Source organism: Microbulbifer mixtoriginis (SeqCode), from assembly GCF_052467705.1.
The window spans coordinates 2,089,671-2,104,090 of sequence record NZ_CP174322.1 but is presented as its reverse complement, the minus strand read 5'-3'; the positions used below and the strand labels follow the sequence as shown (position 1 = coordinate 2,104,090).

Here is a 14,420-nt window from a genome sequence, read left to right as displayed (position 1 = left end):
GGAAGAAATATTGTTCGTGTAAATACGAAAATTAAGGAATTTAAGACTCAACTTTAATGGCAGGCCTCTTTTCTTAGCCTATTTCTACTGGCTCTATAGCTTAGGACCTTGGTGAACGTCAAAATCTATAAGTCCTTTTTCCAACAAGCCAGCATTGCCATTGGCGGAACACATTTAGAGCTTTCCAAATCTCCACACCAATTACCCACATTCTTCCCGAGTTCAACAAACTTCTGTAGAGATAGATTACTTTCAATTGCCGCCATCAAAATATCTGACAAGGTGTGATGAAAATTATAATTTTCTTTAGCCTGATATTTTCTACCATCCAAATAGCCCAAACCTTGATCATCCTTTTGCGGCTCGCGATTGAAATAAGACATGGCAATGTGTGAGGGATTACCTTCCTCATACATATTTAGAACCGGATGTATTTCTTCCATTAAAAGATAACCACCCGGCTTCAGCAGCGAAGCACAGATACTCATAAACCGCTTCAGGTCCGGCATCCAGTTCAGTACGCCAATGGTGATAACCGCAAAGTCAAAACGGCCGATATACTCATCAGGCAACTCATAGATGTTAGAACATACGATTTCTACATCCGAACACCTTGAGGCATTTACCAAAAGCCGAGCTTGATCGACAAAAGCTTGGGATCCATCAATCCCCACACAGAGCCCGGCACCTTTCTTTTTGATGGAGATTAAATCTTTCGCATTATTGCAGCAAATTTGAACCACTGACTTTCCGGAAAGATCAAACTCATCCAACATGCCATCAAAGTCTTGTTCTAAGGCATTAAAATTAGACTCGGAGACTTTCTCAAGTAGCCGCTTGCTGAATTCCCAGTGAACAGGCCCAGCCTCATCCCAGGAGGCCAAGGATTTACTGACAAAAAAATCTGTATTTTCTTTCATGGAACACCTCTTTAGCACCCAGCTTATATTTTAATAAACTTGACTGATCCATTCTGAGACATTACAACGCCCTTACCCTGAAAATGAAATGAAAGATCTCTTTGGAGCGCTCCTAAATGCACCTTATATACGTCCCCAGTTTTTAGCAATGGTCCACTGAGCCCTCCCCAACTAACCATTATTTTATCACCCTCAATATAGAGTTTTTGCTCCGGCCAGCCATTACTATTCACATAGATACCAAGCAAGTTTCTTGGGAAATTTTCGGCGCTCACAACCAAGGCAGGATCTGGCGCTTCCAATAGCTCGCCTCGAACAGATTTCTTCAGTCGATTCATCTCCTGCTCAAACAGCGTATCTCTATTTGCTTTATTTAAAATTGAGTTATAAGTATAATTAGCTATTACATGGGGTAACATATAAGCCGCATCCTGATTGGTAAATGCAATTACACCTATCTCTCTTTTTGGTATAAATGATACATGGATGCTATATCCACCATAATTTCCAAACCGAGTTAAAAGAGTCTCTTCATTATACTCTGCCAGATCCCACCCCAAGGTGTAGCCTGTTCTCTTATAGGTGAAATAGGTTTTTGATTGATCTACCTGCTTTTCATGAAGCTCATCAAAAATATTAATCTTAGATACATTTGACCTATCTTTACTTATATTTACCTGAAGCCATGTCGCCAAATCACTTACAGTAGAAACCAAGCCTCCTGAGGGGTGCATCGTTTGATCAGACTTGAAATGTCCTGAAGTGAAGATATTACCATCACTGGAGGTGATAATAGATGGAAGAAAATTATCCACTTTGGATACCTTATTCGTAGTCGAATTCATATCCAGAGGCTTAGTTATATACTTCTCTATAAGCTCTCCCCAAGCTTTTCCAGTGACATTCTCTGCAATCATCGAGGCGACTATCGGGCCCGTATTTGAATACCTAAAGTTGTAATCTGGCGCTATAAGTAGATTTTCACTTAATGAATGTACCAGCTCCTCTGGACCGAAATAACCTAAAAAAGCTGACTTAAAGGTATGTTGAACACTTGTAAATCCAGACGTATGGGTAAGTAAATCCCTAACACTGATTTTATTGGTGTCAACTTTTCCCTCAAGCCCCAGTTGGAGCTTATAAGATGATATGGGTTTATCTAAATCTAACTTGCCCGAGTTATGCAGGATAGCCATCAAAGTACTGGTAAAAGACTTTGTGTGACTTGCGATTAAGAAAGGCGTGCTCTCTGTAACTTGAGGGCCACCTTCAGAATAGGCATAAAAGAAATCAAGCCCGTTCTTATCAACTACCGCAACAAAATGTGAGCCAATTAAGCGGTTGCTATTAGACAGCTCTTCCAGAGCTGATTTTATTTCTTTTCCAACATTATCATCTATGGCATAACAGTTACTAACGACAATCAAAGCCATTGTGATACTAATGAGAAGCCTTATTATCATATCTAAAATTCTTTTTTAAATGAGCTCAAACCTGGAAAAGTTCACTGGCAACGGATTCAAACACTAATTTCATCTTTGAAACAAGCAGCAACTATGCAAAATACGATAAATAGAATGTATATATAGGTATTCCGCAAAAAATACAATTAAACCATATCTGCTTTAAAGAACACTCTTGCCCGGGACTCACAGTTGCCCCCCAAGTACAACCACAATTTACGTTACTGCTCATTATTTTCCAAACACCCTTCACAGGCCTAAATTTCTCTTTAAGGCTAAGTATCTAACTTCAGATCCAGGAGTAAAATTTGTATACTTGCTATTATAGAAGCAGGATTTAAGACCATGGCTCCGCTGAGTGATCTCCCAAGAAAGAAAAGCGCAGAACCCGATCGCAAGTTTATTGAAGCCCTCGCCCGAGGACTGGATGTTCTGCGGGCATTTCAGCCCGGTGATGGCTTTCTGGGTAACCTTGAAATCGCCCAACGCACAGGCTTGCCTCGCTCCAGTATTTCACGGTTAACCTATACTCTGACAAAATTAGGCTATTTGACCTACTCAGACCGACTGGAAAAGTACCAATTAGGTAGCGGCGTACTAGCGCTGGGTTACTCTTTCGTCTCCAATCTGGCTATTCGGCAGGTTGCCAAACCCCTAATGCAAGACCTTGCAAACTCCACAGGAACTGCTGTAGGGCTGTCTGACCGTGATCGGCTCGACATGATATTTGTCGAGTTTTGTGCAGCCGCTAATGTTACGACTTTTCGCTACGAAATAGGTAACCGTGTTTCTTTAGCTACCAGTGGTTCAGGAAGGGCTTTCCTGGCAGCGCTACCTCAAGAGGAGCGCGAGTACTTTTATGGGCACCTGGAGAAAAGAAATAGCGAGCGCTGGCCTAAAATCAAGGTTGGAATTGAAGAAGCGGTAGAAAGCTATAAGCAGCGCGGCTTTTGTAGCTCCTTTGGCGACTGGAACCGCGATGTTAATGGTATTGCTGTCCCCCTACAATTAAGCCAGGGGCGCATTTATACATTTAATGCGGGCGGACCTGCTTACCGCCTGAGTCCAGAATTCCTGGAAGAAGAAGTCGCCCCCTTATTGAAAAATATGGTCGGCAATATAGAGGCCATGCTGATCCGCTACTAGATAGCTTAACCCCAGGTTAGTAGCGCAATGCGACCAACCTGGGGGATAACTCATCACCTCACGGCTGCCTGCCTCGCTAGTGCCCGGCAAATCGGCGAGTATGATAATCTGTACTACCGAAGAAATACTGGATTGTGGTTAAGCGTTTAAAATAATGGCTCACATCCAACTCCTCTGTAACCCCTATACCGCCATGTAACTGAATTGCTTCCTGGCCTACTAACCGGGCAGCTTTTCCAATGCGGCTTTTTGCTGCAGAAATTGCCTTAGGGGCAACGCCATTATTCACATCCAACTGTAACGCTGCCATTAATAGAATAGAGCGGGCCTGTTCATATTCGGTAAACATATCCACCATCCGGTGTTGCAAGGCCTGGAACTTACCAATGGGAACGCCAAACTGCTCCCGGGTCTTTGTATATTCCACGGTCTTTTTATAAATTTTCTCCATGGCCCCTACTGCCTCGGCACACAGCGCCAGTGTGGCCCGGTCAATTGTCTGTTCGATTACAGGTAAAGCTGCTCCCTCTTCCCCAACTCGGTTTGCCACAGGGACCATCACGTTATTAAACTTTACCTCAGCCGCACGGTGCCCATCCACAGTGGCATATCCCTGGCGATGAATACCCTCAGAGTTGGCATCTATCAATAATAAAGTGATACCTTCACAATCATGTTGGCCGCCGCCAGTACGTACTGCCACCAATAGTTTATCTGCGGCTGAGCCGTTCAAAACAACGGCTTTGTGGCCATTCACTACGTAGCTGTCTCCTCTCCTTATAGCTTTAGTGGCAATATCAGACAGATTGAAACGGCTCTGGGGCTCAGCAAATGCAAATGCCAGCTGCAACTGGCCTTCCATCAACAAGCTAATTAGCTCTCGCTTCTGCGCCTCATTGGCACCGCTTGCTATTAGTCCACCACTTAAAACTGCACTGGCCAGGAAGGGTTCCACTACCAGGCCACGACCAAACTCTTCCATCACTACCATCAGATCAACAGCAGAGCCACCCAAACCACCGTCTTCTGCATTAAATGGAACCATTAGCCAGCCCAGCTCAGCAAATAACTTCCAGTTATCTTCACTAAACCCAGTATCACTGTCTATTAACTTACTGCGACGATCAAAGTCATAATCCTGTTGAATAAATTTGCTCACACTACTTTGTAGCATCTGCTGCTCTTCACTATAGGAAAAATCCATGGTTCCAATCCTCATTAAACGTCGCGTTTACAGGCCAAGTACCCACTTGCTGATAATATTTTTCTGAATTTCGTTACTGCCACCATAAATCGAGGATTTACGGTTATTTAAGTAACGGGGCACACTGCTGGTAATAACTCCAGGGCCTACATGCTCGCCATCAAATCTGCTTTTAAATTGTTCCCGGACAAATGGCATTCCGTAGTAACCCGCAGTTTCCATGTAAAGTTCATCAATAAGTTGGGCGATTTCAGTTCCTTTAATTTTTAAAATGGAGGATTCCGGCCCCGGTGCATTACCGGTACTCACTGCCGCAAGTGCTCTTAGCTCAGTAAACTCCAAAGCTAAAAGATCTATTTCAACTTCTGCGAGCTTTTGCGCAAAGGCTGGATTTTCCAGGAGGCTGACGTCACCATCACAAGTATCACCTGCCAGTTTTTTTAAAGTCTGTAAACGTTTTTTGGAAGTGGCAACCCGTGCAATGCCCGTGCGTTCATGGGTCAACAGTACCTTGGCATAGGTCCAGCCGTGACCTTCCTCTCCAATACGGTTGGCCACTGGTACCCGTACATTATCAAAATGCACTTCATTCACTTCATGATGACCGCCCAAAGTCATAATGGGCGATACAGTAATGCCCGGGTGGTTCATTTCAATTAATAGGAAAGTAATTGCGGCCTGGTTTTTGACTTCGGGGCCTCCGGTACGAACCAGGCAGAAAATCCAATCGGCCCAGTGTCCCAGAGTAGTCCAGGTTTTGGTGCCATTAACGATATACTCATCACCGTCTCGCACTGCTGTGGTTTTTAACGACGCCAAATCAGAGCCCGCATTTGGCTCCGAATACCCTTGGCACCACCAAACATTACTTGCCAAAATATCTGGTAAAAACCGCTGTTTTTGCTCTTCACTACCATAAGTGAAGATAACCGGTGCAACCATTTTAAAGCCGAAAGGAATTACATCTGGCGCGCCGAAGTTGGCACACTCATTGGCCCATATGTATTTTTGTGTTGGCGTCCAACCGGTACCCCCATATTCAACTGGCCAGTTAGTCGCAGCCCAACCCTGTTCGTACAGGATCTTTTGCCAGCGTTCATAGTCCTCTTTTCCCAGGGGAATTTCATCCAGAGTCCTCTCACTGATATCCGCCGGAAGCTTCTCTTGCAGGAATTGCTTAACTTCCTGCTGAAAAGCTAATTCTTCGGGGGAAAAATCTATATTCATTCGCTTGCTCCTGTTTATATGGGTGCAATTGGCAGAGATTTTTCAGCTAACTTCCTTCACCAACTTGCACAATCAACATGTACTAAATTCGGAAGTTCCCTTATACAAGCGGAATAAATTCACTTTCGATCTGGCTCGGCGAGCTCCACTCTTTGTCTTAAGTAAACCTATCTACAAACAATTTCAGGCTGATATTGATATCTGAGCATCGCTATTTTGACTTTTTCCGACTCACGCAAGTAGGTCCTCAATTATCGAGCCAACTCTATTGACGCAACTTTCTACTTAGTGGCATTTATATATAGCTGGTGTAAATATTTATCCGCCAATTCCCACCAATTAGCTTTTAAATAACTACTCGACGCACAAAACATTACCATTGAATTCCGCAGAGTGGAATGCTCTTTTCACTTTTGATATTGTCACCAACATAATAACCATAGTGAGAGAAGCCCCCATGTCTATCACGTCCACTTCCACTGGCAGTCCCATGCTGCAATCTCTTGCAGAAATCCAGGAATATGAAAAAGTACCTTTGTTACAACGTTATCCCTGGGAAAACACCTACGATTTAATTCGGCAGGCCGCCCGTCTTTACCAACAAGATGCAGCCATCGAATTTCTTCCCACCGCTGTACCAGATGAAGAAAGTGTGACTGTGAGCTACTCGCAGCTATCCGAAAAAGTTCACCAAACCGCCAATCTACTCCATTCTCTCGGAGTTAATTCGACAGATACCGTTTCATTACTATTACCCAACCTTCCTGAAACACATTTTGCACTCTGGGGTGGACAAGCCGCGGGAATCGCCAGCCCTATCAATCCGTTGCTGGAACCGGAGCATATCGCCGAGATCATGAATGCCACCAAAGCCAAGGTATTAGTCAGCCTTGGGCAGGATCTCAGTGAGGAGATTTGGGAAAAGGTTGCGCAGGTCATTAAGCAGGTTCCAACCTTGAAGGCACTGCTGCTAATCAGTAAAAAACCGGTTAGCACCCTATCCATACCTTCCGGCATTAAGGTAGAGAATTTTGTATTGGCTATTGCCCAACAGCCAAATGACCATTTAATTAGTGGGAGAACTATTCAAGGCGATGAAATTGCCAGTTACTTCCACACCGGAGGAACAACCGGGCGGCCTAAAATTGCACGCCTGACCCACAGCAATATTGCGTTTGTCGCACAGCTGAGTGTGGACACGACATCCAGTAAGGGGCGATTTGCTACCCTCAGTGGCCTTCCTCTGTTTCACATTTTCGGCACTGTGGTCGCCGGCATAGGCACTCTGCTCGCCGGCCGCACGATTGTTATAATGACCCCCTCAGGTTTTCGCTCCCCCAATGTGCTCCCCAACTGGTGGCATCACGTCGCCCGCTTCCGTGTACAGGGCTTTGGCGCCGTGCCCACTATTCTCGGCATCTTGATGCAAATCCCTGTGGGCGACAATGACATCAGCTGCCTGACAGATGTTGGCTGCGGGGCCTCGCCTTTACCCGCAGCGCTTAAGAGTGCGTTTGAGGAAAAATTCAATGTGACGGTAAGTAACGGCTATGGCATGACAGAGTCCAGCTGCCTGCTGGCCCGCCCCCCAACAGATATGCAAGCACCCGAGGGCAGCGTCGGCCGCCGCCTCCCCTATATGGAAATGAAAATTGCCGAAGTGGATGGAAACCGGCTAGTGAGAACCTGTAACACCGGTGAAGTCGGTATTGTACTTGCACGGGGGCCACATATTTTTTCAGGCTATCTCTCCGAAGAGGATAACGCCAAGGCTTGGGTTGACCACAGCTGGTTTAATACTGGCGATATGGGATATGTCGATGGCGATGGCAATCTTTATCTGACCGGGCGAGCCAAGGATTTAATCATTCGTGGCGGCCACAATATAGATCCAGCCTTGATTGAAGAACCGCTAAGCCGTCACCCCGCCGTGGCTATGGCCGTTGCCGTTGGCCAGCCCGATGCCTATGCCGGTGAGGTTCCGGTGGCCTATGTCACTCTATATCCGTCCGAAAATCCTCCCACGGAAGAGCAGCTTATCGACTACTGCCGCACCCAGATTTCTGAACGTGCAGCGATACCCAAGCGGATCGAGATCATTGATGAAATCCCCCTAACCGCTGTAGCCAAGGTATTCAAACCCGCTTTGCGTAATCGCGCTACCGAATATGTTATTGGTCAAGCACTTCAGGAAAAAAATATATCTGCAGAGTTTTCTGCCCGTTTTGATAGTGCCCTGGGCCAGGTTGCAAAAGTTCGTCTGGAAAAACCTTCAGCTAAAACGGTAGCAGAGGAGGCATTGGAAAACATTCCGGTAGCGCTGGAGTTTGATTAAGCGCGGACATTTACTACTGCTCACAAAACAATAATCAATCATTGGGAAAACTGACAATGCCACAAGCTTATATCTATGATGGCGGCCGAAGTGCTTTTGGTCGCCATGGAGGTAGCCTTTCCAGTATCAGGCCAGACAATATGCTCGCGCATGTCATTAAAGCCCTGGTTGAACGTAATAATTTCGATCACAAGCAATTTGAGGATGTGATTGCCGGAAATACCAATCAGGCCGGTGAGGACAGTCGTAATATCGCCCGCTTTGCCGTGCTAATTGCAGGACTGCCAATCTCCACCGGTGGTATTACGGTAAACCGCCTATGTGGTTCTGGCTTATCTGCCGTTGCCGATGCAGCACGTTGCATCAGGGCCTCGGAAGGTGATTTGTTCATTGCCGGTGGTGTTGAATCCATGAGCCGTGCCCCTTTGGTCCTTTCCAAAGCAAGCAGCCCTTTCGATCGCACCCAGCAACTGGCGGATACCACTTTGGGTCCGCGCTTCACCAATCCCGATATTGTTGCAGAATTTGGCAGCCATACCATGCCGCAAACTGCAGACAATATTGCCGCAGACCTGAATATTCAGCGGGAAGAGTGCGATATCTTTGCACTAGCTTCACAAGCAAAATATGAAAGCGCGCGTATTGATGGCTTTTTTATTGATGAAATTATCCCTATCGAGGTGCCACAGGGCAGAAAGCAACCACCTCGCCTTATCGATACTGATGAACATCCCCGCCCCGATACTAGCCTGGAGCGTCTACAAACACTACGCCCATTGTTTGAAGACGGCGTAGTGACTGCCGGAAATGCTTCCGGAATCAACGATGGTGCCGCAGCACTCATTATTGGCAGCCAGGAAGCCGGCCAGGCCGTCGATCTCAAGCCCCGCGCACGTATTCTCGCCAGTGCTATTGCGGGAGTGGAGCCAAGAGTAATGGGTTTAGGCCCGGTCCCGGCTACCCGTAAGGCATTGGCTCGTGCAGGCTTGAGCCTGGCAGATATGGATGTCATGGAGTTTAACGAGGCATTTGCTGTACAGGCCATGGGCTGCCTGAAATTGCTCGAGATTGATTACGAGGACTCCAGGGTTAACCCCAATGGTGGTGCAATTGCAGTTGGGCATCCGCTCGGCGCCAGCGGAGCCCGCATTCTACTCACAGCATTACGCCAGCTGGAGCGTAGCGGCGGACGCTATGGGTTAGCCACCATGTGTATTGGTATTGGCCAGGGAATCGCAGTGATTATTGAGCGTATATAAAAACCGGCGAGACCCTCTAGGAGAAACAATCTAATAGTCATTTAAGATCTGGAGATAACAATGTCTACCGTAAATTATGAACTTATTGGCGATATTGGTGTTATTCGACTTAACAACCCCCCTGTCAACGCGCTTTCCCACGGGCTGCGCGAAGGCATATGGGGAGCGATCAAGAGTGCCCAGGAAGATGCCTCTCAGGCACTGGTTTTGATATGTGAAGGCCGCACTTTTATTGCTGGTGCAGACATCACAGAATTTAGTAAGCCACCACAGGCACCTGCCTTATCTGAGGTGATTACAGAAATCGAAAACTCTCGTAAACCGGTGATTGCCGCTATTCACGGTACCGCATTGGGCGGGGGCTTTGAGGTGGCACTGGCTTGTCACTATCGCTGTGCCCTGGCATCTGCCAAAGTCGGCCTGCCTGAAGTTAAATTGGGGTTATTGCCTGGGGCCGGTGGTACTCAGCGCACGCCACGTCTGGCCGGCGTTGCGGCTGCATTAGAAATGATCACCAAGGGTGCCCCAATCCCGGCCGCGAAAGCCAAAAGCATGAAGCTGATCGATCACGTGGTTGATGATGATCTATTCGAAGGGGCCCTCGCCTTTGCTCGCGAGCTAATTGACCAGAAAGCCCCACCACGCAGAGTCCGGGACATCACAATAGATCCTGCCAGTATTCCAGAGGGCCTGTTCGAGGATTTCCGCCAGCGACTGGAAAAAAGAGCACCTGGTCAACTGGCCCCACAGAATATTGTCTCCTGTGTGGAGGCAGCAGTGAAGCTGCCATTCGATAAAGGGCTGGCTAAAGAGCTGGATCTATTTATCGAATGTCTGCTCTCAAGTCAGTCCGCCGCCCTGAGGCATATGTTCTTTGCCGAGCGACGTGCGACAAAAGTTCAGGGTCTCTCCAAAGATACCCCTATCAGAGAAATAAACAGTGTCGGCATTATTGGGGGCGGCACGATGGGGGGAGGTATCGCCATGAATTTTGCCAATGCCGGTATCCCAGTCAAGCTGCTAGATATCGATCAAGCTGCCGTAGAACGTGGCCGGGCAGTAATCGACAAGAATTACAATATCAGTATGAAAAAGGGGAAGATTACAGAGCCCCAAAAAGCACACTGTCTCTCACTAATCCAGGGCACCACTGACTACTCCGACCTGGTAGAGGTAGACCTCGTTATCGAAGCTGTGTTTGAGAATGTAACGCTTAAAAAGGAAATTTTTTCCAAGCTGGACCAATACTGTAAACCCGGCACCATTCTCGCAACAAACACTTCCTACCAGGATATCGACCAGATCGCCGCTGCTACCAATCGGCCAGAAAATATTATCGGCTTACACTTTTTCAGCCCCGCCAATGTTATGAAACTTCTAGAAGTCATTCGTGGCTCAAAGAGCGCCGACGATGTTATCGCTACCGCAATGCGGTTGGCAAAAACTATCAAGAAAGTTCCCGTCCTAGCCGGAAATTGTTATGGGTTTATTGGCAACCGGATGCTGCGGCCCTATGCCCGTGAAGCGCAACTCTGTTTGATAGAAGGAGCCACCCCGGAGCAAATAGATACCGTAATGCAATCCTGGGGCATGGCCATGGGGCCCATAGCGGTTGGAGATTTGGCCGGTCTCGATATTGGCCACAAGGCCCGCGAGGGCCTGAGCGAAGCAGAAAAAGGCGACCCCAAAACCTACTGCATTGCGGATGCTTTAGTAGAGATGGGACGCCTGGGCCAAAAGAGTGGAGCCGGTTATTACCGCTATGACCCAGAAACTCGCGCTCGTACCAGTGACCCCGAAGTCCAAGCAATGATAGAGGCTCAAGCCAAAGCGTACGGGATAGAGCGGCGAGAAATCTCTGATAAAGAAATTCTTAATCGCCTTACTTTCTCTCTAATTAATGAGGGAGCCAGGATTCTGGAAGATGGAATAGCCCAACGTCCCAGTGATATTGATGTTGTGTATGTTTATGGCTATGGTTTCCCCCCCCATCGTGGCGGCCCCATGTTTTACGCAGATAGCATAGGCTTGAAAAAGATCTACGATACTATTTGCACATTCCGTGACCTACATGGCGAAGCCAACTGGACTCCTGCACCATTGCTCGTCCAACTGGCAAAAGAAGGTAAAACATTTACGGACTGGGCAGACGATCAGCGATAGTATTCGCTTCTCAAGGGTAACCGGTAAAAGTACCGGTTACCCTTTTTGCCAAAGTTGAGAGATTTTTAGTTGGCAACACAATGATAAGGCCTGATACGTTAATAGAATCGAAACTACGACCGAGCCAAATGCGTCTTAATGAGCTGCAGCTCGAACAGTCACCAGAACCGCCAGATCACCACAAAGCGATCCAAGCCAGGGTTAAGAGAAACAATTGGAAAGGCATAGGTTACGCACTGGCCACCGCTATGGTTGCCAGTACAGCCGCCGCAGCCAGTAAATGGATATCACCCGCCGTACCAGTACCTTTAATAGTGCTCAGCCAATACAGCATCTGCTTACTATTACTTATTCCCTGGCTGGTGCGCCAGTCACCCCAAAAGCTCATAACACAACACTGGAAAACCCATTTACTGCGCGGCTTTGCAGGCTGGCTCTGCTTCTTTTCCTACTTTTATGCACTCAGCCGTATTTCATTGATGGAGGCAGGCTTACTGCGCAATGCCGCCCCTATTTTTGTTCCGCTTGTAGCTTGGCTTTGGGCGCGTGCACAGATTCCCGCCACAAGCTGGCTACCCATTGTGCTTGGGCTACTTGGTATCGCACTGATTCTTCAACCTGATATCCATGGTATCAGCAGTGGCCACGCCTTCGGCTTACTGTCAGGTATTACTCTAGCTGCCTCTATGGTGGGCACACGTATTTTGTCACACACTGATAAGTCGAGTCTTATTTTGTTTTACTATGTCCTTATCTCATTTATGTGCAGCCTTCCCCTGGGTATCTACTACTGGCAATCAATACCTAGCTGGACTATTCCCTACCTGGCTTTTAATGGGGTTTCTGTTTTATTAGCGATATGGCTCTATACCAAAGCTTATAGTTATGCAAAACCCAGTGTAGTTTCACCAATCAGCTATTTTGGAGTGGTTATTGCGGGCATTTTTGGCTGGCTGATATGGCAACATCTACCTAACACAATTGCGCTGATAGGAATTTGTATAGTGGTCACAGCAGGCCTGCTCACAGTGTATTTCTCCACCCAGCAGGCTGCCCGAACGCACCCTGTTCCTAACTAATTTCCCAAAAGGTAAGTCGAAATGAGCTGGCAAAATAAAAAACAACCACCGTTTAATGATCATTTGGGTGTGAAAATTGATGAGTGGCAGGAAGGCCGTGTAGTGATCAGCGTAACCGTACTTCCTGAGCATTTGAATAGCCACGGAGTACCCCATGGGGGATTTATTACAACGTTAATTGATATTGCCGGTTCCTACTGTGGTCTCTACTGCCCATACCCAAATCGTCGGCGTAAGTCCCTCACGCTTTCATTAACAACCAATTTCACCGGTCGAGCCAAAACCAACCAGTTAACCGCCATAGGTAAGTTGACCAGCTCGGGGCATAAAATCTTTTATTCCTATACCGAAGTTTATGACAGTGTAGGAACCCTGCTTGCAACTGGCCAGATGACAATGCGCTACCAAACTGGTAGTGAAATACTAGAGGGAGAAGCTATTGAAGAGCATCCTGCAAAAACACACCACAGAATTAAAGTGTGAAGCCTCAACTGACTAACAGCTGTCATAATAAGGTCTCGGGTTTTCAGTAACTAACCCCTAATATGTTAAGCGGCTAAATACTCCCCTTAAACTTAACCAAAATTAGTGGCCAAGTAACTCCGCATTAGTCGGGTACTTTTTAAGGAGTTCAATAAGTTTTTTAGTGCCGTCTACAGTCTTGAGGCTGGCAAGCGTTCTTCGTAAAGCTCTTATAGTTGCAATATCTTTCGAGTTATACAGGATTTCCTCACGGCGAGTACTGCTTTTAGCAATATCCAAGGCAGGGAAAATTCGCTGTCTCGCAACTTCCTTTGACAATACTACCTCCATATTTCCCGTACCCTTAAACTCCTCAAATATCACCTGGTCCATTCGGCTTCCGGTATCCATGAGTATCGTTGCCAGAATCGTAAGTGATCCACCATCTTCAATCTTTCTCGCAGCGCCAAACAGCTTTCTGGGTATCTCCATAGCCCTGGCATCTATCCCACCTGACATTGTACGTCCCCTACCACTCTGCTGCGCATTATGCACCCGTGATAGCCTTGTCAACGAGTCAACCACAATCATTACATCCTGGCCTTCACCGGCTTCCTTACAGGCCCTATCAAGGAGTTCATTAGCTACCCACACATGCTCTTTATAGCTATGATCAGAAGAGGAAGCATAAACTTCCGCCGGTACACTTCGCTTAAAGTCAGTAACCTCCTCTGGCCTTTCATCAATCAGCAAAGCGTACAGCTTTATTTCGGGGTAAGCCTTCCCCACGGCTTGGCAGATATGCTTGAGGATAGTGGTTTTGCCACAGCCCGGTGGAGCCACAATCAAGCCTCGTTGTCCCTTGCCAATTGGTGTAATCAGATCCATCGCCCGTATCGTAAGTTGCTGAGAACCTGACTCAAGGCGAATAGGCTCAGATGGATTAATAGCTACGCCATTTAAGAACCGCCTCTTTGGATCAGAAGTATCCTCTTGCTTTTTATCAACCTTTTTAGGCTCCGTATTTCTTTTTACCTTTAAGGATAATATTTTTCTAGACATAATATGCGCTTTACAAATCATTCCCCATTGGGGAGCACTTTAACTTTTGAAACAAAAATACAGAGAACCAGATTTTCCTGATCCTCTGTGTTTATCGACA

At 46.9% G+C, this 14,420-nt stretch carries 11 protein-coding genes; 6 read left to right on the top strand and 5 right to left on the bottom strand.

Going from position 1 to position 14,420, the window contains the following annotated elements; all coding sequences use genetic code 11:
* Positions 1-125: 125 nt before the first annotated feature.
* On the bottom strand, positions 126-920 hold the full coding sequence (locus ACJJIB_RS09465) for a class I SAM-dependent methyltransferase (protein WP_444888680.1): 795 nt from the start codon (positions 918-920) through the stop codon (positions 126-128).
* 23 nt (positions 921-943) lie between these two features.
* The gene (locus ACJJIB_RS09460; protein ID WP_444888679.1) at positions 944-2,353 is read right to left on the bottom strand and encodes a serine hydrolase domain-containing protein; all 1,410 of its coding nucleotides are present in this window, start codon (positions 2,351-2,353) and stop codon (positions 944-946) included.
* Positions 2,354-2,728: 375 nt separating this feature from the next.
* On the opposite strand from ACJJIB_RS09460, the gene ACJJIB_RS09455 reads away from it, so the two are divergent.
* Positions 2,729-3,529, top strand: a complete 801-nt coding sequence (locus ACJJIB_RS09455; protein ID WP_444888678.1) for an IclR family transcriptional regulator — start codon at positions 2,729-2,731, stop codon at positions 3,527-3,529.
* A gap of 76 nt (positions 3,530-3,605) precedes the next feature.
* Here ACJJIB_RS09455 and ACJJIB_RS09450 read toward each other — a convergent pair whose 3' ends face one another.
* Complete coding sequence (locus ACJJIB_RS09450; protein ID WP_444888677.1) at positions 3,606-4,733, bottom strand: acyl-CoA dehydrogenase family protein; 1,128 nt, start codon at positions 4,731-4,733, stop codon at positions 3,606-3,608.
* Between the two features lie 27 nt (positions 4,734-4,760).
* On the bottom strand, positions 4,761-5,960 hold the full coding sequence (locus ACJJIB_RS09445; protein WP_444888676.1) for an acyl-CoA dehydrogenase family protein: 1,200 nt from the start codon (positions 5,958-5,960) through the stop codon (positions 4,761-4,763).
* 457 nt (positions 5,961-6,417) lie between these two features.
* On the opposite strand from ACJJIB_RS09445, the gene ACJJIB_RS09440 reads away from it, so the two are divergent.
* From ACJJIB_RS09440 to ACJJIB_RS09420, 5 genes are all read left to right on the top strand, one after another.
* Positions 6,418-8,295, top strand: coding sequence for an acyl-CoA synthetase (locus ACJJIB_RS09440; protein WP_444888675.1), 1,878 nt, complete (start codon positions 6,418-6,420; stop codon positions 8,293-8,295).
* Between the two features lie 56 nt (positions 8,296-8,351).
* Complete coding sequence (locus ACJJIB_RS09435) at positions 8,352-9,554, top strand: 3-oxoadipyl-CoA thiolase (protein WP_444888674.1); 1,203 nt, start codon at positions 8,352-8,354, stop codon at positions 9,552-9,554.
* Positions 9,555-9,614: 60 nt separating this feature from the next.
* Entirely contained in the window at positions 9,615-11,717 is a 2,103-nt protein-coding gene (locus ACJJIB_RS09430; RefSeq protein ID WP_444888673.1) for a 3-hydroxyacyl-CoA dehydrogenase NAD-binding domain-containing protein, read from the top strand.
* A 128-nt stretch (positions 11,718-11,845) separates the two neighbouring features.
* Positions 11,846-12,796, top strand: a complete 951-nt coding sequence (locus ACJJIB_RS09425; RefSeq protein ID WP_444888672.1) for a DMT family transporter — start codon at positions 11,846-11,848, stop codon at positions 12,794-12,796.
* 21 nt (positions 12,797-12,817) lie between these two features.
* Positions 12,818-13,279 (top strand): PaaI family thioesterase, encoded by a 462-nt coding sequence (locus ACJJIB_RS09420; protein ID WP_252085463.1) that lies wholly within the window; start codon positions 12,818-12,820, stop codon positions 13,277-13,279.
* A 102-nt stretch (positions 13,280-13,381) separates the two neighbouring features.
* Here the strand turns inward: ACJJIB_RS09420 and rho are convergent, their stop codons facing one another.
* Positions 13,382-14,320, bottom strand: coding sequence for a transcription termination factor Rho (rho, locus tag ACJJIB_RS09415; protein ID WP_444888671.1), 939 nt, complete (start codon positions 14,318-14,320; stop codon positions 13,382-13,384).
* Between the last annotated feature and the right edge of the window lie 100 nt (positions 14,321-14,420).